Origin of the sequence: Streptomyces sp. NBC_00096 (assembly GCF_045041305.1) — a bacterium.
Taxonomy (GTDB): Bacteria; Actinomycetota; Actinomycetes; order Streptomycetales; family Streptomycetaceae; genus Streptomyces.
Map to the genome: position 1 here is coordinate 7,160,485 of NZ_CP108221.1, position 19,619 is coordinate 7,180,103.

The 19,619-nt window shown below is 73.5% G+C and carries 16 protein-coding genes; 9 read left to right on the top strand and 7 right to left on the bottom strand.

Annotated elements, in window-relative coordinates:
• Positions 1-18: 18 nt before the first annotated feature.
• From OG904_RS31960 to OG904_RS31975, 4 genes are all read right to left on the bottom strand, one after another.
• A complete protein-coding gene (locus tag OG904_RS31960) occupies positions 19-627 on the bottom strand; it encodes an RDD family protein (protein ID WP_405497000.1) in 609 nt (202 codons plus the stop codon).
• Positions 628-911: 284 nt separating this feature from the next.
• The gene (locus tag OG904_RS31965) at positions 912-1,559 is read right to left on the bottom strand and encodes a fasciclin domain-containing protein (RefSeq protein ID WP_405497002.1); all 648 of its coding nucleotides are present in this window, start codon (positions 1,557-1,559) and stop codon (positions 912-914) included.
• 110 nt (positions 1,560-1,669) lie between these two features.
• Entirely contained in the window at positions 1,670-3,346 is a 1,677-nt protein-coding gene (locus tag OG904_RS31970) for a molybdopterin-dependent oxidoreductase (RefSeq protein WP_405497004.1), read from the bottom strand.
• A gap of 306 nt (positions 3,347-3,652) precedes the next feature.
• The gene (locus OG904_RS31975; protein WP_405497006.1) at positions 3,653-3,892 is read right to left on the bottom strand and encodes a chaplin; all 240 of its coding nucleotides are present in this window, start codon (positions 3,890-3,892) and stop codon (positions 3,653-3,655) included.
• A 377-nt stretch (positions 3,893-4,269) separates the two neighbouring features.
• On the opposite strand from OG904_RS31975, the gene sigK reads away from it, so the two are divergent.
• From sigK to OG904_RS31990, 3 genes are all read left to right on the top strand, one after another.
• Positions 4,270-4,866, top strand: coding sequence for an ECF RNA polymerase sigma factor SigK (gene sigK, locus OG904_RS31980; RefSeq protein WP_405498375.1), 597 nt, complete (start codon positions 4,270-4,272; stop codon positions 4,864-4,866).
• Positions 4,863-5,609 carry an anti-sigma factor domain-containing protein gene (locus OG904_RS31985; protein ID WP_405497008.1) on the top strand — a complete coding sequence of 249 codons (747 nt, stop codon included), beginning with the start codon at positions 4,863-4,865 and terminating at the stop codon, positions 5,607-5,609. Before sigK ends, OG904_RS31985 begins: the two co-directional genes overlap by 4 nt.
• Before the next feature lie 195 nt (positions 5,610-5,804).
• Complete coding sequence (locus OG904_RS31990; RefSeq protein WP_405498377.1) at positions 5,805-7,436, top strand: AMP-binding protein; 1,632 nt, start codon at positions 5,805-5,807, stop codon at positions 7,434-7,436.
• A gap of 185 nt (positions 7,437-7,621) precedes the next feature.
• Here OG904_RS31990 and OG904_RS31995 read toward each other — a convergent pair whose 3' ends face one another.
• Positions 7,622-8,269, bottom strand: coding sequence for a PepSY domain-containing protein (locus tag OG904_RS31995; RefSeq protein WP_405497010.1), 648 nt, complete (start codon positions 8,267-8,269; stop codon positions 7,622-7,624).
• A gap of 132 nt (positions 8,270-8,401) precedes the next feature.
• Here OG904_RS31995 and OG904_RS32000 point away from each other — a divergent pair, with 132 nt between their 5' ends.
• The gene (locus tag OG904_RS32000; protein WP_405497012.1) at positions 8,402-9,079 is read left to right on the top strand and encodes a response regulator transcription factor; all 678 of its coding nucleotides are present in this window, start codon (positions 8,402-8,404) and stop codon (positions 9,077-9,079) included.
• Between the two features lie 166 nt (positions 9,080-9,245).
• Positions 9,246-10,592: a sensor histidine kinase gene (locus tag OG904_RS32005; protein ID WP_405498379.1), complete on the top strand. Its 1,347-nt coding sequence runs from the start codon at positions 9,246-9,248 to the stop codon at positions 10,590-10,592.
• A 24-nt stretch (positions 10,593-10,616) separates the two neighbouring features.
• On the opposite strand, the gene OG904_RS32010 is transcribed toward OG904_RS32005, so the two are convergent.
• Positions 10,617-12,566, bottom strand: a complete 1,950-nt coding sequence (locus OG904_RS32010; protein ID WP_405497014.1) for a bifunctional metallophosphatase/5'-nucleotidase — start codon at positions 12,564-12,566, stop codon at positions 10,617-10,619.
• 422 nt (positions 12,567-12,988) lie between these two features.
• Here OG904_RS32010 and OG904_RS32015 point away from each other — a divergent pair, with 422 nt between their 5' ends.
• The gene (locus OG904_RS32015) at positions 12,989-14,944 is read left to right on the top strand and encodes an ATP-binding cassette domain-containing protein (RefSeq protein WP_405497016.1); all 1,956 of its coding nucleotides are present in this window, start codon (positions 12,989-12,991) and stop codon (positions 14,942-14,944) included.
• 81 nt (positions 14,945-15,025) lie between these two features.
• Here the strand turns inward: OG904_RS32015 and OG904_RS32020 are convergent, their stop codons facing one another.
• Positions 15,026-15,883 (bottom strand): hypothetical protein, encoded by an 858-nt coding sequence (locus tag OG904_RS32020; RefSeq protein WP_405497018.1) that lies wholly within the window; start codon positions 15,881-15,883, stop codon positions 15,026-15,028.
• Between the two features lie 195 nt (positions 15,884-16,078).
• Between OG904_RS32020 and OG904_RS32025 the strand changes: the two genes are divergently transcribed.
• The 3 genes from OG904_RS32025 to OG904_RS32035 all read left to right on the top strand — a co-directional run bounded on the left by OG904_RS32025 (position 16,079) and on the right by OG904_RS32035 (position 19,560).
• A complete protein-coding gene (locus OG904_RS32025) occupies positions 16,079-16,570 on the top strand; it encodes a GNAT family N-acetyltransferase (RefSeq protein WP_405498381.1) in 492 nt (163 codons plus the stop codon).
• 179 nt (positions 16,571-16,749) lie between these two features.
• Positions 16,750-17,514: a hypothetical protein gene (locus OG904_RS32030; protein ID WP_405497020.1), complete on the top strand. Its 765-nt coding sequence runs from the start codon at positions 16,750-16,752 to the stop codon at positions 17,512-17,514.
• A 168-nt stretch (positions 17,515-17,682) separates the two neighbouring features.
• Positions 17,683-19,560 carry a galactose oxidase-like domain-containing protein gene (locus tag OG904_RS32035; protein ID WP_405497022.1) on the top strand — a complete coding sequence of 626 codons (1,878 nt, stop codon included), beginning with the start codon at positions 17,683-17,685 and terminating at the stop codon, positions 19,558-19,560.
• Positions 19,561-19,619 lie beyond the last annotated feature (59 nt).

Below are 19,619 nucleotides of genomic sequence, written 5' to 3' on the forward strand. Positions count from 1 at the left end.
CCCCTGTGTCAGGGCAGATCAGCCCTTGGGGACGACGATGACGACGGTGCTGCACACCTTGTCGGCGAAGGTCTGCTTCTTCGCGTCCCACAGCGGCCACAGCCAGCCGATGTAGCAGGCGATGCCGTCGAGGAAGTGCGCCAGCTTGCGGACGAAGGCCATGCCGAAGCCGAGGACGTTGCCGTCGGCCTCGCGGCGCAGGCTGATCCCGAGGACCTTCTTGCCGATCGTCTGACCGGTCGAGCCCTCCTTGTACAGCTGGAAGAAGCCCATGCCGATGGCGTAGAGGACGGTGATCAGGCTGAAGATCGCGACGCCCATGGAGGGCTCGCTCTCTCCGGCGGCCACGATGTTCAGGAGGAACAGCGGGCCCGCGATGATCAGGATGTCGAGGAGGTACGCGGCAGCGCGCAGGCCCCAGTGCGCCAGCGGCGGCATGCCCGGCATTGCGCCCGGCATCCCGGCCGGCGGGTAGGCACCGTACGGCTGCTGCGGGGGGACGCCCATGGGCTGCTGCGGGTAGCCGTACTGCGGGGGGACGCCCTGCGGCGCCTGCTGCGGGTAGCCGGGCTGACCCTGCGGGGGCTGCTGCTGGCCGTAGGGGTTGTTCGGGTCGCCGAAGCTCATGGCGGAGTCTCTCCAGGGGTGTGACGGGGACGACGGTCCGCAGAGGAGGGACGTCACAACACGAGCGGTTTGCCCCCCCTGCGCAGCCGCGGACTTGCGGGGCCATCGTGTTCGCAACATCGGCCACTTGTCCAATCCGCTGTCACATGAGCCGAACAATTGACGAGCAGGGCGACAGCATGAAGTCCCGGACCCTGAGAACGGGTCCGGGACTTCCGGGGCCACTTCGCTGACCGTCTCTACAACGAGCGGTGAACCGGCGGGTCACCGCCCGCGAGCCACCGCTACTTCGGCATCAGGACGGTGTCCACGATGTACACGGTCGCGTTGGCGGTCGGGACGTTGCCGCAGACCACCTTGGAGGTGCCGTTGACCTCGTACGAATCGCCCGAGCCGGAGGTGGTCACCTTCCCGGTCTCCAGCGTGGCGAACGAGCCGTTCTGGAGCTGCATCGGCGTCAGCTTCTGGCCGACCACGTGGTAGGTGAGGATCTTGGTCAGCGTGGCCTTGTCGGCGAGGACCTTGTCGAGGTCGGCCTTCGGGATCTTGGCGAAGGCCTCGTTGGTCGGCGCGAACACCGTGATGTCCTTGGCGTTGTTCAGGGTGTCGACGAGCCCGGCCTTCTTGACGGCGGTCACCAGGGTGGACAGCGCGGGGTTGTTGGACGCGGCGGTCGCGACCGGGTCCTTGGCCATGCCGTCGAAGCTGCCGGCGCCCTCCTTCGGGACACCGGCGCACGCCGGGCCGAAGGGGCCGTCCATCGTCATCGGCGCCGCGGCGCCCACGGCCGGGGACGAGGCGTCCGCGCTCGCTTCCGCGGCCGGACCGGCGGCCGCGTCCTTGCCGGAGTCGGAACATGCGGTCAGTGCGAAGGGCAGTACGGCGGCCGCGGCGGCGGCGAGGGCGGTACGGCGGAAACGAAGGGTGCTCATGGTGTTCTCCAGGGAACGGGTTGGGTGCAAAGCGGAAAGGTGGAAAGAGGAGGGGGCGAACTGGTCCGGTTCCGGTTCCGGTTCCGGCGCCGATTCCGGCGCCGGTTCGCTCAGCCCGCGGTGACGAAGACGCTGTGCCGGCCGCTCGCGCCGTCCGGGATGGTGCGGGTGCGCCGCTCGGTCTGGACCTCGCCGGTGCCGTCCGTGGCGCGGACGGTCAGGTGGTGGCCGCCGGGCGTGGGTTTCCAGGGGAAGGACCACTGGCGCCAGGTGTCGGTGGTGGCCTGCGCGGCGAGGGAGGCCTCCTGCCACGCCCCGTCGTCGACGCGGACCTCGACCCGCTCGATGCCGCGGTGCTGGGCCCATGCCACCCCGGCCACCATCACGGTCCCGGCCGGGGTCCGGGCGAACGGCTTCGGAGTGTCGATGCGGGCCTGGGTCTTGATGGGCGCCCGGCGGGCCCAGCCGCGCTTCACCCAGTACGGGTCGTAGGCGTCGAAGGTGGTGAGTTCAATGTCCCGGATCCACTTGCAGGCGGATACGTAGCCGTAGAGGCCGGGGACGACCATCCGGACGGGAAAGCCGTGCTCGAAGGGGAGCGGCTCCCCGTTCATGGCGACCGCGAGCATCGCGTCCCGGCCGTCCATGACCTCCTCGACGGGGGTGCCCAGGGTCATCGCGTCCACCGAGCGGGCGATCAGCTGATCGGCCGGCCCGCCGCGCGAGGGAGCTCTGACGCCCGCCTCCCGCAGGAGGTCCGCCAGGCGGACGCCGAGCCAGCGCGCGGAGCCCGCGTACGGTCCGCCCACCTCGTTCGATACGCAGGTCAGGGTGATGTCCCGCTCGATCAGGGGGCGTTGGAGGAGCTCGGCGAAGGAGTAGGAGCGCGGGCGGGAGACGCCCTTGCCGTGGATGCGCAGACGCCAGGTGTCCGCGTCCACCTTGGGGACCACGAGAGCGGTGTCGACACGGTAGAAGTCCTCGTTCGGAGTGGTGAAGCCGCTGATGCCGGGGATCCGCAGGCCCGCCCCGGCCGGGATGGGCGCGGCCGCCGAGGCGGGGGACGGCAGCCGTACGGCGGCACGGGAGGCGGCGGCACCCCGGCCGCGGCGGCCGGTCAGGGCCCGGCCGAGGGCGCCGGCCCCGGTGGAGAGGAGGGCGGTGGCCCCGGCCGCGAAGAGGAAGCCGCGCCGGTTCCAGGCGGCGCTCCCGCCGCTGCTGCCGGTGAAGTCCCGATCGCCGTCCCTGCCGGTGTCCGCACCGCTGTCCGCACCGCTGTCCGCTGCGGCGTTGCCGGTCCGGTCCGCGCCGGAGGGCTGGGCTGCGGGCCCGTTCACCTTCCCCACCAGCAGGTACAGCACCAGCGCGCCGGTCACGGCCCCGACCAGCGAGGGCAGTACGTCGCCAGCGCCCGCCGTGTCGGGACGGCTGAGCGCCGCCGCGGCACCGAGGGCGCCGAAGGCCAGTACGCCCGCCGCACCCGTGCGGCGCCGGCGCAGGGCCAGCACCCCGAGCAGGGCCGCCAGGAGGCCGACCGTGGCGAGGATGCCGAGCTGGAGGACCAGCTTGTCGTTCTGGCCGAAGGTGCGGATGGCGAAGTCCTTGAGCGCCGGCGGAGTGCGGTCGATGGCCGACTCGCCGATGACCGTGACCGGCCCCGCCTGCGGCCGGACCAGTGAGGCGGTCAGCTCGGCGGTGGCCAGTGCGGCGTACCCGGCCAGCAGGCCGCTCGCCGCGGCGAGGGCGCCGCGTTCGACTGTCCTTCGGTTGATGCTCACGAACCTCATTCGGTGCGGGACCCCCGTCGGATGGGCCGGTCGTCCGATCACGTGAAGTTCCGTCAGCGGGTTGCCCCCCCCCGGACGGGCCCCGCACCCCCGGGGCAGGGTCCGTACGGCTTCGGCCCCTACGGCTTCGGCCCGTACGGCCCCCGCGCGCACGGGCGGCGGCGCCGACAGCCGCCGCCCGTGCGGGTCCTCCGGGCCCGGGCGGCGCTCAGGAGTGGCGACGCACTCCCCGCCCGCCCGGAGGACCTGCCGGCCCGCGCCGCCCCGTTGCCGGCGGCGGGCCGGAGTCTGACGCCCGGCAGCCGGTCAGGCGTTGACGCAGGTGTTGCCGTACGCCGGGTTCAGCAGGCCGATGGCGCCGAGCGAGTTGCCGCACGCGTTGACCGGGATGTGGATCGGGATCTGGATCACGTTGCCCGAGCCGACTCCGGGGGAGTGGGCGGCGACACCCTGGGCGCCGGCGTCGGCCGCGGCCATGGAGGCCCCGCCGACGAGGAGGGCGCCCGAGGCGAGGGCGAGTACGGCACTCTTGAGAACACGCGACACGACAGGTCTCCTTGCTGCATGTGCGGCGACGGGCTCCGGGGGATCGCCTCCGGTGCCTGCCGTACGGGCCCTGGAGCGGATCCGCAGCCCTCATTCGCCCCGGCCCCCCGGTGCGGTTTGGTCCCGGGGCCCGGTTCCCCCGAACGGATGTCTTTTCGTGTGTGCGCGGGGCAATCCGTACGGGCCCCGGCTCCGAAGAGAAGGTGAGACAGCAATGACCCGGCGCGGACCGGACCTCGGCGGACGGGGGCCGGGTACGCCTGCCACGAAGGATCGTTCATGCGATGGATGGACCGGCGAGAAGGACCGCTCTCGGCCCCGGCGCGCCCGCCCGGGCCCGACGCCGCACGGGGGCCGCTCAGGTGAGCCCTGAGGAACTGCGCTTCCCCGGAACGGGCCCGGGCCCCGGCAGCGGTGCCGGAGCGGTCGGGGCAGAACTGGCGGAGCTGATGGCGCGCGTCGCACAGGGGGACCAGAACGCCTTCTCCGCGTTGTACGACGCCGTGGCGGGAACCGTCTTCGGCATCGCGGTCAAGGTGGTGCGCGACCGTGCGCAGTCGGAGGAGGTGGCACAGGAGGTGATGATCGACGTGTGGCGCCAGGCCGCCCGCTTCCGCCCCGACCAGGGGAGCGTCATGGCCTGGGTGGCCACGATCGCCCACCGCCGGGCGGTCGACCGGGTCCGCTCCGCCCAGGCCTCGGCCACCCGTGAGTACGACGCGGGGGTACGCGGACAGGACCGGCCCTTCGACGAGGTGAGCGAGCAGGTGGAGAGCCGGCTGGAACGAGACCAGGTCAAACGCTGCCTGCGCGGGCTGACGGAACTCCAGCGCCAGGCCGTCACCCTCGCCTACTACCGGGGGCTGACCTACCGGGAGGTCGCCGAGACCCTCCAGACCCCTCTTCCCACGATCAAGACCCGGATGCGCGACGGACTGATCCGCCTGCGCGACTGCATGGGGGTGACCACGTGAAGCACGACGACGAACTGCACACCCTCACCGCGGCCTACGTCATGGACGCGCTCGGCCCGGCCGAACACGAGGCCTTCTCCAGGCACTTGGCCGGCTGCCGGCCGTGCTCCGGGGACGTCGCGGAGTTCTCCGCCACGGCCGGCCGACTGGCCGCCGCCGTCGCCCTCGTGCCCCCGCCGCAGATGAAGGACGCCGTCCTCGCCCGGATCGAGACCGTCCGCCAGCTGCCCCCGAGGGTCGGCGTCCGCCGCGCGGCCGGTTTCCTGGACCGGCTCCCGCGCAAGGCCGGCGCCTTCGTGGTCGCCGCCTCCCTCGCGGGGGCGGCCCTCTTCGGCGGCGCCGCGCTCCACCAGAGCGGGCAGGCCGACCGGGCCCGCCAGGAGGCCCGGCAGGCCGAGGCACGGAGCCAGGAACTGCGGGCCGTGGTCACCGCTCCGGACGCCCGCAGCGTCCACGGCCGCACCACCGGCGGGGCCGCCGCGACCGTGATCACCTCCACGGCCCGCGACCGGGCCGTGTTCCTCACCGACCGGCTTCCGGCCCCGGGCGCGGGAAGGACGTACCAGCTGTGGCTGGCCGACCACGGCACGATGCGCCCGGCCGGCTTCCTCACCGGGGACGGGGCGGCGGTACTGGAGGGCGACCTGCACAGGGCCACGGCGGTGGGCCTGACCCTGGAGCCCGCCGGGGGATCGGCCCAGCCGACCACCAGCCCGCTGGTGCTGCTCGCCCTCCCCGCGTAGGGCGGGAACGGCCCGCCGGGGCGGGGCGGGTGGCCGGGCGCGATAGGTGTCGGGCGCGACCGGGGCCGGGCGTGATCGGTGTCGGGCGTGATCGGGGCCGGGCGGGGTCTGGTCCCGGGCCCCCGGCCGGAGGATCATGAGGAGGCGCCGGTGCGAAGGAGCCCCGGCGCCCGCATCCGAGCCCTGGGGGTCCATGTGCCGTCCGTCGAGCCGAGCTACGCGTCCGGAGCGAGCGGGGTGCCGCTGCTGGGCGACACCATCGGGGAGAACCTGGACCGCACCGTGCGCAGGTTCCCCGGCCGGGACGCCCTCGTCGACATGGCCTCGGGGCGCCGGTGGACGTACAGGGAGTTCGCCGCCGACGTCGACGCCCTCGCGCTGGGGCTGCTGGACCTCGGGATCGTCAGGGGGGACCGGGTCGGCATCTGGGCTCCCAACCGCGCCGAGTGGACCCTGGTGCAGTACGCCACCGCCAGGATCGGGGCGATCCTGGTCACCGTGAACCCGGCGTACCGCTCCCACGAGCTGGAGTACGTCCTGCGGCAGTCCGGGATCCGGCTGCTGGTCGCCGCGGACCGGTTCAGGACCTCCGACTACGCGGCCATGATCGAGGAGGTCGGGCCGCGCTGCGCGGCGCTGGAGTTCGTGGCCCTGCTGGACGGAGAGCTCTGGAACTCCCTGCTGGAGCGCGGGCGGCACGGGGACCGGGCCGAACTCCTGCGCGCCCAGGCCGCGCTGAGCCCGGACGACCCGGTGAACATCCAGTACACCTCGGGGACCACCGGCTTCCCCAAGGGCGCGACGCTCTCGCACCACAACATCCTCAACAACGCCTTCTTCGTGGGCGAGTTGTGCCGGTACACCGAGCTCGACCGGGTCTGCATCCCGGTGCCCTTCTACCACTGCTTCGGCATGGTCATGGGAAACCTCGCCTGTACCAGTCACGGCGCGGCCATGGTCATCCCAGCCCCCGCCTTCGAACCGGCCGCCACCCTGGCCGCCGTCGAGGCGGAGTCCTGCACCTCGCTCTACGGCGTCCCCACCATGTTCATCGCCGAGCTGGCCCACCCGGACTTCGAGCGCTACGACCTCTCCAGCCTGCGCACGGGCATCATGGCGGGCTCGCCCTGCCCGGTCGAGGTGATGAAGGAGGTCATCGACCGGATGGGGATGCGCGAGGTGTCCATCTGCTACGGAATGACGGAGACCTCGCCGGTCTCCACCCAGACCCGCGCGGACGACTCCGTCGAGCGCCGCGTCTCGACCGTGGGCCGCGTCGGACCGCACCTGGAGGTCAAGGTGGTGGACCCGGCCACCGGCCGGACCGTACCGCGCGGCGAGCCGGGCGAGCTGTGCACCCGGGGCTACTCGGTGATGCTCGGCTACTGGGACCAGCCCGAGCGCACCGCCGAGGCAGTCGACGCGGCCCGCTGGATGCACACCGGAGACCTCGCCGTCATGGACGACGACGGATACCTGAGCATCACCGGCCGCATCAAGGACATGGTGATCCGGGGCGGCGAGAACCTCTACCCGCGTGAGATCGAGGAGTTCCTGCACGCACACCCCGACGTCCTGGACGTGCAGGTGATCGGCGTGCCCGACCCGAAGTACGGGGAGGAGCTCATGGCCTGGGTACGGATGCGCGAGGGCGCGGAGCCGCTGACGGCGGCGGCCGTGCGGGCGTACTGCGAGGGGCGGCTGGCCCACTTCAAGATCCCGCGCTACGTCCACGTCGTGGAGGAGTTCCCCATGACGGTGACCGGCAAGATCCGCAAGATCGAGATGCGGGAGATGGCGGCCCGGCTGCTGGACCTCCCCTCCTGACCGCCGCGGCGAGCGCCCGGGCCCGTACCGCGGCGAGCGCCCGGGGTCGTACGGCCGCGAGTGCCCGGGCCCGCCGCGCCCGCCGAGCGCCCGGGCCCGTACCGACGCGACGGCCCGGCCCGCCCCCACGACGGGCCGGGCCGCCCCCACGACGGGCCGGGCCGTCGCACCCGCCCGGCGCACGGTCAGTGCTCCGCCCCGGCGCCCTTCCCCGCGACCGTGTTGCTCGTGACCGCGCCGTCGCCGCCGGCCAGGGTCACCACGTGACGGACACCGTCGGTGCCGAGGACCACCACCCGCCAAGCGCTCCCGCCGCCGTCCTGGGCGACCACCCGCAGGGCCTCGGCCTTGCCCCCGGGCACGGCGGCCTCCGCCTTCTCCAGGGCCTGCGCGGCGGGCAGCGCCGGAAGCGGTACGGGCGCCCGGTCGGGCCGGTCCACGACCGTCCCCTCCTCCAGTTCGGGCTTCCCGGGTCTGCCGGGCTTCGGCACAGCGCCCGGGTGCCCCTTCTCCCCCTTCAGGCCGGGCCGCGCCGGCGCCGCCATCGGGCCGTCCTGCCCGGGGCCGCCCGCCCGGCGCTCGCCGTCGAACCGGTCCCAGACCCGCTCCGCCCGCACGCGCCCGTGGTCGTGCTCCGCCACCGCCACGGCGGCGACCCCCGCGCCGCCGACCGCCACCACGACCAGCCCGAGGGCCACCCAGCGGGCCCGGCCCGCACGGGTGAACCGGACGAACCGGGCGCCGCGCCCGGACGCCTTGCCGGCCGGGCCGGAACCGCCCTCGCCCGGGATCACCGGGGGGTGCTCGGGAGGCTGGGGAGTGGACTCAGTCATCTGGATGCTCCTCGCGTTCTCCGGGCGACGCGCCCGGCTCGGCCGATCCTGCGAGCAGGATGCTGAAGCTTCGCTGAAGCGAGCTGAAGAACCCTTCAGCAAGCCGGCGGCGAGACCTGAGAACCTTGCCCCATGCGCGTACTGGTGGTCGAGGACGAGCGGCGGCTGGCCGCCGCCCTGCAACGAGGTCTGCGGGCCGAAGGCTTCACTGTGGACACGGCCCACGATGGCCCGCAAGGCCTGTGGATGGCCGGAGAGCACGACTACGACGCCATCGTGCTCGACATCATGCTGCCCGGCCTCAACGGTTACCGGGTCTGCGCCCGGCTGCGCGCGGCCGGCTGCGAGTCCGGCATCCTCATGCTCACCGCCAAGGACGGCGAGTACGACGAGGCCGAGGCCCTGGACACCGGGGCCGACGACTTCCTCTCCAAGCCCTTCTCCTACGTGGTCCTCGTCGCCCGCCTGCGCGCCCTGATCCGGCGCACCGGCCGCCGCAGCCCGCAGGTCATGGAGTTCGGCGACCTCGTCGTCGACCCGGCCCGCCGGCGCTGTACGCGCGGCGGCGTCGAAGCCCGGCTGACCTCGCGCGAGTTCGCCGTCCTGGTCCACCTGGCGCGCCGGGCCGGCGAGGTGGTGCCCAAGCGGGAGATCCTCGAAAACGTCTGGGACGCCGCTTACGAGGGCGACCTCAACGTCGTCGAGGTCCACGTCAGCGCCCTGCGCCGGAAGATAGACGCGCCGTTCGGGCGGGCCGCCGTGGAGACCGTCCGGGGCGCCGGCTACCGGCTGGCGGCCGACGGTGGCTGAGCCCCACGGGGACCGGGACCGCCCCCGCGAAGTCCCGGCCAGCTCCGCCCGGCCCCCGGCCCCGGGCCGCGCCCCCACCGGGCCGCGCGAGCCGGCGTACCGGCCGATCGGGGCCGCGGCCCGGTGGCGCGCGGCCGCGCCTCGGCTGCGCGCGGCCGCGGCCCGGCTGCGCCCGAGGTCCGTCCGTGCCCAGGCCACCCTCGGTGCCTCCGCCGTGGTGGCGCTCGCTCTCGGCCTGGCCTCCTTCGCCCTGCTCGGGGCGCTGGAGAGCAACCTGACGAGGAGCGCCCAGGCCGATGCCGAACGGCAGGCCGTCAAGGTCGCCGCACTGGCGGCCACCGGCCGGCTGGACCCCGTGCCCCTTCCCGGCCGGGGGACGGACTTCTTCCAGGTCGTCGACGCGCAGGGCCGCGTGCTGGCGGCCAGCCCCGACCTCACCGGCCGGCCCGCCCTCGTCCCCGAACCCCCCGTCGCGCCCGGCACCGTACGGGACACCTGGAAGGGCGGCCGGGTCCGCCAGGAACACCGCCAGCGCGTGGTCCAGGTCACCACCCTCACCCCGAAGGGGCTGGTCACCGTCTACGCCGGGACCTCGCTCCGGGACGCCGACGCCGCCGACGAGACCATGATGGCGGTCCTGGCCGTGGTGGTCCCGCTGCTCGTCCTGGTCGTGGCGGTGATCACCTGGCGGGTCACGGGCTGGGCGCTGCGCCCCGTCGAGGCGATCAGGGCCGAGGTCGCCGAGATCGGGGACCGCGAACTGCACCGCCGGGTGCCCGTCCCGCAGACCCGGGACGAGGTGGCCCGCCTCGCCGTCACGATGAACGCCACGCTGGACCGGCTGGAGGCCGCCGGCATCCGGCAGCGCCGCTTCATCGCGGACGCCTCCCACGAACTGCGCAGCCCCATCACCGTGCTGCGCACCCAGCTGGAGGTCGCGCAGGCCCACCCCGATCCCGCCCTGTGGGGCGAACTGGTCAGCGGCGCGCTGGAGGACACCGTACGGCTCCAGGACCTGGCGGCCGACCTGCTCCTCCTCGCCCGGCTCGACACCTCGGAGCCGCCGCCCGCCGTGGTCGTCGACCTCACGGAGGTGGTCCGGGAGGCGGCCCGGGCGCGCCCGGGCGCCCGGGTTCCCGTGCGGGCGGACATCGCGCCCGGGGTGGCGGTGCGCGGCAGCACCATCTGGCTGTCGCGGCTCGTCACCAACCTGCTCGACAACGCCGGGCGGCACGCCGAGGGGCGGGTATCGGTCGTCCTGCGCGTGGACGCGGCCCGCGACGAGGCCGTACTGGAGGTCACCGACGACGGAGCGGGCATCGCCCCCGCCGACCGGGAACGGGTCTTCGAGCGCTTCACCCGGCTCGACGACGCCCGGGCCCGCGACGAGGGCGGCACCGGCCTGGGCCTGGCCATCGCCCGCGACATCGCCCTGCGACTCGGCGGCACGCTCACCGTCCGGGACTCCCCGAAGGGCGCCCGCCTGGTCGCCACGCTCCCGCTGGGCCCCTGACGCCCGTTCCCCGGCGCCGCCGGGTCAGCAGACCGGCCGGCGCCCCGCGTCCCGCGCCGCCGCCTCCTCCGCCGCGACGGGCGCCGGCAGCCCCGGCACCGGATCGGCCGGAGTCAGGAGCAGGCCCTCCCGGCCCGGAGCGAGGAGCGGCGCCGCCTTCGCGCGCACCCGGCCCGTGGAAACGGCCGTCAGGGTGCCGAGGGCCGAGACGTACGCCGGGAAGCTGTCCGAGTCCCGCCGGTGGCGGGCCGGCTCCCGGTACTGGCCCAGGGCCGGGTAGCCGTCCTGCCCGGTGAGCGTGTACGAGGTGGTCACCACCCGGTACGTGGCCTCCGGCCGCAGCGGTACCCCGCCGATGAGGACGTCGCCCGGCGCGACCCGGTCCCCGACGGCGCCCGCCGCGTCGAAGGAGTAGCGGACGTTGTCCGACACGGCGAGCGGCGCGTACGTCAGCACCCCGGAGCCGTCCAGCGCCCACTGCTGTTCCAGGGCGTCGTGGAGCCGGCTTCCGCTCACCTCGGCGCTGATCAGCGGGCACCCGTAGCCGACGGCGGTCCAGGCCCGCTGGAAGGTGACCGGGCCGTCCGGGACGGCGCCTGCGAGCAAGTCGGTGTTGATGACGCTGCGCCCGGCGCGCGGGGCGAGGGCGATGAGCGCCAGGTCCGCGCCCGGGTGGGCGGGGCGGGTGCTGGTGTCGAAGGAATCGGGTGCCTGACCCGCGGCCCACAGCGCCCAGTCGGCGACGAGGTTGCCCATGGTGGACTCCCCGGCCGGGGTCAGGCGGCGGCTGAAGGAGGCCCGCTGGCGTGCGATGACGGTCGCCCCGCGCCGCTGCGCGTACCCCGTCCAGTAGCCCACTGCTTCCGCGAGCACCGGATCGGGGTCCACGTCCCGGGTGTTGGGGTGGTTGACGGAGCTGGTGAGCGCGCGGACGACCGTGCCGGTGCCGGGGTCGAGCCGCAGGGTGATCTCGCCGATGATCTGCCCGTGGCAGCCCGCCTCGACGAAGGGCCTCGGCCGGCCGGCGGGGTCCGGGAGCATCATGTTGAAGGCGCGGTGCCAGTGCCCGGTCACGATCGCGTCGATGTCGGGGGACGCGCGCAGCGCCAGCTCGTACGCCGGACCGCTGGGCTCGCTCCCGGAGTCGAAGTCCTCGCCCGCCACCGCTCCGTCGTGCATGCTGAGCACGATGGCGCCCACTCCCAGCGCCTTGAGGCGTGCGGCGCAGAGGTTGGCGGCGGTCAGCCCGTCGAGGGTGGTGAGGCCGGGCTGGAAGGAGTTCCCGAGGAACTCGGTCCCCACGGCCGTGAGATGGATGAAGCCGATCGGCAGCCGGCGCCCGTCCGGCGCGTCCACCCACTCGATGTTGTACGGGGGGAGCACCGTCTCCCCGCCCGTCCCGGACACGGCGTTGGCGCTGTAGTACCGGAAACCGGCCCCGTGGAAGGGCGCGCCGCTCGAATCCGGGAACGTGTTGGTCAGCCCCGCACCCTCGTAGGAGAGCCCCTCTTCCATGTGCCGGCGCAGGAATCCGGGCGTGCGGTCGAACTCGTGGTTGCCGGCGGTCGCGAAGTCCAGCCCGAGCCGGTTCAGGGCCTCGATGGTCGGCTCGTCGGCGAGGGTGAACGCGGGGAACTCCCAGCCGGAGAAGAGGTCCCCCGGCGCGAAGAAGAACGAGTTGGCCCGCCCGGCCCGCAACCGCGCCAGATGGGTGGCCATGTAGGCGACCCCGCCGACGGCGTACGTGCGGCCGCCCGCGCCGGTGATGCGGGAGTCCCGGGCCGGGGGAGCGGCGAGGTAGCCGTGCAGATCGGTGATGTGCAGCAGCTGAACGTCGACGTACCCCGCGGCGCTCGCGGCGTCGCCCGCCGCCCCGGTGGCCGCCGCCGCGGTGCCGGTGAGCGTCTTGACGCCGACCGCCCCGGCGGCTCCCGCGGCCCGGGCCAGGAACCGGCGCCGGCCGAACTCTTCCATCAGGGCTCCTGTTTCCGCTGGTGGGAGCCGGGCTCCCGCTCGTCCGCGAGCAGTCTGTACGTGTGCGGGCGGCGTCCGGTCCGCGTCGTGGGACGGAAGGGCGAAACTCCGGGGAACTTCACCCGATAGCCAGCGTTCCGGCGTGAGCGGGGAGCGTGCAAGGCATTTCCCCAGCGCCCCGTCGGTATCCGGCCGTTCTCTCCCCCGGGCGGGCACCGGAAGCCCGACCCGGGTGCCCCGCCCGCCCGTTCCCACCGGTCGGCCACGAAGGCCGGTTCTCGTTACTCCGCTCTCCGCGCTCGGATGTACTCCCACCTCCAACGGTTCCCCGGGACGCATCGCGGCCCCGCTCCGCCATGCCGCGGAGCGGGTCCGTCCGGCGGGAACCGCTGCTGTCCGACGACGAGGCGAAGGAGCCGCACATGACGGAGAAGACGGCACAGAGGGCGCGGACGAAACCAGCGGAACCAGGCGCACCGGGCGCACCGGGCGGACCGGGCGGACCGGCGGTGCCGGGCGCACCGGGCGGTACCGCTCCCGCGGACCCGCCCGAGTTCTCGTTCGCCTGGGGCGCGCACAACGAGGCGATGGAACACCTCTCGCTGCGCGGGATGGCCGCGCGCCTGCCCGCCGCGCTCGCCCAGACCGCCCGGATGGCCTGGCGGATCGACCCGGCCTGCGCGACCTGGCTGCTGACCGGCCAGATCCTCGCCGGGGCCTGCACGGCGGCCACCCTCGCCGCGGTCGCCGACGCGATGGGCCCGCTCCTGGCCGGTGGCGCGGCGGACGAACGCATCGGCGCCGCCGCCTGGCCGCTGGCCGTCGCGGCGATCGCGGCCGGAGCCGGCACCACGGCCCAGATCGCCGCCGGGAACGCCGCGCGCCGGCTCACCCCGCGGCTGGCCACGACGGCCGACCTGGAGATGGTCGACGCCCACATGGCGGTAGACGTCTCCGCCTACGACCAGCCCGGCTTCTCCGACCGCTCGGAGGCGGCCGAGATCGGCGCGGCCCGCTCCTCCATGCTCGTCAAGGACGCGATGGCCTTCATCAACGGCCTGGTCAACCTCGTCGCCGTGGCCGGCGTGCTGGCCGTCGTCCACCCCGTCCTGATGCCGCTGCTCCTGCTGTCCGTGGTGCCGCGCGGCATGGGCGCGGTCATCGCCGCCCGGCTCGACCACGCCCTGCACAACGAGACGATCGCCTCCCGCAACATCCGCGGCATGATGCGCTGGTACCTCACCACGCACAAGCTCGGCGACGAGCTGCGCTGCAACTCCATGCGCCCCTACGCGCAGGCCTGGTACGCCGCCGTCTGCGCCCGCATCGACGCCAACCTCGTCGGCTCGGCCCCCCGCCACCTGCGGATCTCACTGCTCGCCGCGGCCCTCGGCGGCCTCTTCCAGCTCGGCACGTGGGCCGCGCTCGCCGTGCTCGTCCTCGGCGGCTCCATGGCCCTGGCGGCGGCGGGCACCGCGATCGTCGCCATGCGGACCTCCGCCTCCGCCCTGTCCAGCCTGGTGGTCTACGGCGCCGCCATGTTCCAGCACTCCCTCTACCTGGAGGACTACCGCCTCTTCCTGGACCAGGCCCGCGAACTGGCCGTCACCCGGGGCACCGTGGCGGCCCGGCCGCCGGAGCGGATCAGCCTGGAGGACGTCTCGTACACCTACCCGGGCAAGGACACCCCGGCACTGGGCCCGGTCAGCCTGACGCTGTCGCGCGGCGAGATCATCGCCGTCGTCGGCGAGAACGGCGCCGGGAAGTCCACCCTCATCCGGCTGCTGACCGGCCTCACGGTCCCGGGTGAGGGGGAGGCGTACTGGGACGGAGTCCCGACGCGCGCGCACGACCAGTGGACCCTGTGGAACCACGTCGGCCTGGTCGCCCAGTCCTTCGCGCACTGGCCCTTCACGGCGCGCGAGAACATCACCCTCGGCCGGCCCGACGCGCGCGGTGAGGACGCGGTGTGGGAAGCGCTCGACGCGGTCGGCATGAGCGAGGCCGTACGGGGTTACCCGAAGGCCCTGGACACGCTGCTGGCCCGCTCCCTGTGGGGCGGTCACGAACCCTCGGGCGGCCAGTGGCAGCGCCTGGCGTGCGCCCGCGCCTTCCACCGGCGGCCACGCCTCCTGATCATGGACGAGCCGACCTCGGCCATGGACGCGCGCGGCGAGCACCAGATCTTCACCGGCCTGCGGGAGACGAAGGACGAGCGGATCACCCTGATCGTCACCCACCGCATGGAGAACTGCCGACTGGCCGACCGCATCGTCGTCCTGGGCAAGGGCCGGGTCATCGAGACCGGCACCTTCGCCGAACTGACCGCCCTGGGCGGCACCTTCGCCGAGCTGTACGGGCTCTCGCAGGACCGCTGACGGCCGCGCCCCGCTCCGTACGGCCGTGGCGGCGGTCGTACGGAGCGGGGCAGACCCTCCCGGGGCCGGGCGTCGTGCCGGTCAGCCCTGGCCCGCGCCGCCGTTCTTGATGAGCTCGGTCATGTCGGCCGTGTCGGCGGCCGGCGGAGCGGAGATCTCCTTCGCGACGCCGAAGGAGACGAAGTCCACGTTGACGGCGACCTCGCCGAAGGTCTGGTTCAGCCGCGCGGGCATGCCCTTGTCGTCCACCCAGATGTCCGAGACGAGCTCGGTGGCGCTGCCCCCGCCCATCGCGCCGAACGCCGACTTGGCTTCGCCCAGCTTGTCCAGGGGAATGTTGGCGCGGTAGTGCACGGCGCTCTTGCCGTTGACGTCCTCCGTGCCGACCTTGGTGACGTTACTGGCCCACTTGAGCGACTTCAGCCCGGCCGTCGGGTCGTTGTTGCCCGCGTTCAGACCGGCGGCGCCCTTCTCGCCGAGGATGGCCGAGGCTTCGACCTTGAGCCAGCTCTTGCCCTTGAAGGGGCCGCTCGGCGCCGGATCGATGCCGTAGTAGTACGCCCCGCCGACCATCCGGTAGGTGATCGTGCCGTCCGCGACCAGCTCCTCCATCTGGAGGTCCTTGGCCGACATCTCGCCCTCCATGGCGAGGCCGTTGCCCCACGAGTAGACGCCGCTCACCTGCGTCGGCTTGCCGCCCGTGCCGGGCATCGTGACGCTCATCCTGATGTCGGCCGAGCCCGCCTTGGAGGCCTCGTCCGAGGCCTTCGTGAGCGCCGCGACCAGTGTCTCAGCGGAGTCGACGGCCTTCTTGCCCACCGAATCGCCCACCGAATCGCCCACGGAACCGCCCGCTGACGCGCCGCTCGTACATCCGCTCACGCCCGCCGTCACGATCAGCGCCGCCGCGATGGCCGCGGTCACCGTTCCTGTCTTCATTCCCACCCCTTGGATCTTCGGCCCCGTCCCCCCGGACGGGATCCCGTCCTCCCACGCTCGCACAACTCCGCAACTTTCAGGGAGCCTTCGCGGACGTGTCGTCCCCGCCACGATGTTCCCCGCCGGGGGCCGCGAAAATCCCCTTGGAGCGGCCCGAACAGCCCGGATATCCTGCCCGGCATGCCGCGACCCGAGATGCTGCGGCTCGAGCGCCTCAGGGCCGATCACGAAGACGCCCTGCTGGCCTTCGAGCGGGAGAACAGAGCCTACTTCGCGCGGTCCGTACGGGACCGCGGGGACGCGTACTTCGCGTACTTCGCCGACCGGCACCGTGCGCTGCTCGCGGAACAGGACGAGGGCGCCTGCCACTTCCACCTGGTGCTCGACGAGGCCGGAGAGCTCGCCGGACGCGTCAACCTGGTGGACGTGGAGGACGGCACCGCCGAGCTCGGCTACCGGATCGGCGAACGCGCGGCGGGCCGCGGCACGGCCACGGCCGCCGTGCGGGAGGTCTGCCGGCTCGCCGCCGCGCAGTACGGGCTCCGCGCGCTCAGGGCGGTCACCACGCTCGACAACGCGGCATCGGCGGCGGTGCTCCGGCGGACCGGTTTCACGGTGGTGGGGGAGGTCGTCCTGGACGGCCGCCCCGGGCTCGGCTACCGGCGGGAGCTCGTCGGTACGCCCTGAGCGGGCCCGCGCGCACGGGACGGCAGGACCGGGCGGGTGGCGTACGGGTGACTGCCCGCCGGCGGCGCGTCACTCCATCGGTTGCCCCGGCGCGCGCGCACGGCGTTGATCACCGAGTGTGTTGATCACTGGCAGCGCGTGCTGCCCGTCGGCCCCCGCACTGAGGAGTCCCCGGCCCCATGGCTGTCGCCGCCGTTCTCTCCGTCTTGTGCGCCGCCCTCATCGCCATGGGCGCCGCGAAACTGGGCCACTACGTGGCACGCAACCGAGGCATGCCGGACGTGGGCCCGGCCGTCGGCACCGCCGCGGGAGTGGTCTTCTCCTTCTTCATCCTCACCCTGGCGTTCCTGATGGTGAGCTCGGCCCAGGACCTGGCGGTCGCCCGCAAGGGCAACTACGCGGAAGCCGGCGCCCTGATAGACCTCTACCTCGCCGCCGACCGGATGCCCGTGCAGACGAAGGGCGAGGTGCGCGAACACTCCTCGAAGTACGCGCACATGGTCATCGAGCGCGAGTGGCCGAAGATGGTGGACGGCGAGACGGACGACGAGACCTGGGCCATGGCCTACGGGCTCTACGAACTGGTCGCCAAGATTCCGGCGGACACCCCTCCGAAGGCCGTGGACGACGCCCGGGACGCGGTCACCCGGCTGCTGATGCAGCGCAGGGTCCGGGTGGCCGACATCCAGGGCGGGCTGCCCAGGATCATGGTGGTCACCCTGATCGGCGCGGCCGTGCTCTCGGTGGGCTTCCTCGTCCTGATCGGCTGGCCCAGGGGCGTGCGCGGGATCCTCGGCATCGCCGCCCTCGGCGGCATCTGCGGTTACGGCGTCTGGCTGGTCCTCCAGCTCAACCACGCCTACGCGTCGGGCGTGCACGTCGATCCCGACGCCTTCCACGAGGCGCTGCGCCGGATGGCGTTCGTGAACGCGCACGGGATCTGAGCACCCCCGAACTGCCGCACCCCCGTACCGCACCCCGTACCGCACCGCCGCACCGCCGCACCCCGTAGGGCCGTACCCCGCGCACTGCCCTCCGGCCGGACCGTCGTCCCGCGCTTCGGCGTCCCCCCCCCGCGGTCCGTCCCCCCTTCCCCTCACGTAAGGGTTCCCATGTCCCGTCCCGGAGCCGCCCGCGCCCTGGTCGCAGGCACCCTCCTCAGCCTGCTCCCCGCGTGCCCCGCCGCCGCGCACGAAGCACCGTACGATCCGGGTGCCGCACTGCGCGCACCGCACATCGCCCCGGACCGGGTGCGGCGCGAGATCAGCCCGGACGAGCGCCGCAACCTCGGTGAGGAGCACGCCGAGGAGCACGCCCGTACCCGCCTCGCGCTGCGGGACGCCGCCGACTACCCCGACACCACGCGCCGCGCCCGGCTGAAGGCCCTGACCGAGTCCCAGGCCGAGGCGAACGCGGAGTTCGCCCCGGAGGTGTACGGCGCATTCAAGGAGTACTTCGACTCCCCGGACTTCGCCGCGCACATCGCGCTGCTGCCCACCGGGAAGGTGCTGCTCTTCTCCTTCGAGCGGATCGAGACCAACCCCACGAAGGAACCCGCCCCCACCAACACCATCGTCCCCACGAACGCCGGCCGCGCCTTCCTCTGGGACCCGGCCAAGGGGACCGGGGCGAGCGCCTTCACCAAGGTCACCCCGCCGGTGGTCGACATGCCCGACGGCACCCATGCGCCGCGCCCCGCGCCGTTCTTCTGCTCCGGTCACGCCTTCCTGCCCAACGGCATGCTCGGCGTCTTCGGCGGGAACCTCGGGGCCAACGGCGGCAGCGGCGCCAAGCTCTCCCTCGTCTTCGACCCGTGGACCGAGACCTGGAGCCGCAACCAGGACATGGCCAGCGGGCGCTGGTACCCCTCCGTGGTGACCGCCGCCGACGGCCGCCAGCTCATCATGTCCGGCCAGTCAGAGCTGGGCTGGGGCACCCCCACCCCGCTGGTGGAGCGCTTCCCCGCCCTGGGGCACCCCGTGCCGCGGGAGAAGAAGGACGTCCCGCGGGACGTCCCGGCCGGACTGTTCAAGGCGAAGGCCCCCTTCACCCGCGACTACCCGCAGCTCTTCTCGCTCCGCGACGGCCTGGTCTACGGCCTCGGCCGGGTCCACGACGAACAGTGGGCCTTCGACCCCGTCGACGAGTCCCGCACCGATCTGCCGCCCCGCCCCGACGGCAGCTCCCGGCTGTACGGGGGAGCCGTGCCGCTGCCCGGCGGCTACGAGGGACCCAACGCGGCCCTGATCATCGGCGGGGACCGCACCGACCCGAACACGTACAAGCTGTCCGAGGGCCGCTGGAGCATCGACAAGCCCCGGGCCTTCGGCCGGACCCAGGACAACACCCTGCTGATGCCGAACGGAACCCTGCTCACGGCGAGCGGCGGATACGACATCCGCGACTACGGCAACGGCGTCCTCAACCCCAACGCCGACCTGAAGTACCGGCAGTTCGAAATGCGCGACGCACAGGGGAACTGGAAGCTCGGCCCCGCCCAGCGGCTGCCCCGCGGCTACCACTCCAATGCGCTCGTCCTGCCCGACGGCCGCGTCATGGTCACCGGGGACGAGCTCCAGCAGCTCGCCAACGACGCCGACATCCAGGACGGGATGAACGGCACCATCGAGATCTACGAGCCCGCCTACCTCCACCAGGGCGCCCGCCCCGCGCTCGACAAGGCGCCCACCGAGGGGCTCGCCCACGACAGCCGCTTCCAGGTCACCACGAGCACCCCCGCCCAGGTCAAACGGGCCGTACTGCTGGCGCCCACCACGGCCACGCACGCGGTCAACACCAGTCAGCGCCACCTGGATCTGCGGATCAAGGGGCGCGCCGGGGACACCCTCACCCTGCAGGCCCCGCCGAACGCCGCCTCCGCACCGCCCGGTTACTACATGCTCTTCCTCCTGGACGCCAAGGGGGTGCCCAGCGTCGCCAAGTGGATCAAGCTCGACGCGGGAGCACCCACCGCGCCGTCGCTGCGCTGAACCCGTCCCGCTCCCGAGTTCCCGTCTCCCGTACACCTCTTCCCCCTTGGAGCAAGCCG

Bases quoted from the DNA above. Each gene is read 5' to 3' on its own strand.
- OG904_RS31960 (WP_405497000.1), bottom strand. From the start codon at position 627: ATGAGCTTCGGCGACCCGAACAACCCCTACGGCCAGCAGCAGCCCCCG.
- OG904_RS31965 (WP_405497002.1), bottom strand. From the start codon at position 1,559: ATGAGCACCCTTCGTTTCCGCCGTACCGCCCTCGCCGCCGCCGCGGCC.
- OG904_RS31970 (WP_405497004.1), bottom strand. From the start codon at position 3,346: ATGAGGTTCGTGAGCATCAACCGAAGGACAGTCGAACGCGGCGCCCTC.
- OG904_RS31995 (WP_405497010.1), bottom strand. From the start codon at position 8,269: ATGACTGAGTCCACTCCCCAGCCTCCCGAGCACCCCCCGGTGATCCCG.
- OG904_RS32000 (WP_405497012.1), top strand. From the start codon at position 8,402: ATGCGCGTACTGGTGGTCGAGGACGAGCGGCGGCTGGCCGCCGCCCTG.
- OG904_RS32010 (WP_405497014.1), bottom strand. From the start codon at position 12,566: ATGGAAGAGTTCGGCCGGCGCCGGTTCCTGGCCCGGGCCGCGGGAGCC.
- OG904_RS32015 (WP_405497016.1), top strand. From the start codon at position 12,989: ATGACGGAGAAGACGGCACAGAGGGCGCGGACGAAACCAGCGGAACCA.
- OG904_RS32020 (WP_405497018.1), bottom strand. From the start codon at position 15,883: ATGAAGACAGGAACGGTGACCGCGGCCATCGCGGCGGCGCTGATCGTG.
- OG904_RS32025 (WP_405498381.1), top strand. From the start codon at position 16,079: ATGCTGCGGCTCGAGCGCCTCAGGGCCGATCACGAAGACGCCCTGCTG.
- OG904_RS32030 (WP_405497020.1), top strand. From the start codon at position 16,750: ATGGCTGTCGCCGCCGTTCTCTCCGTCTTGTGCGCCGCCCTCATCGCC.
- OG904_RS32035 (WP_405497022.1), top strand. From the start codon at position 17,683: ATGTCCCGTCCCGGAGCCGCCCGCGCCCTGGTCGCAGGCACCCTCCTC.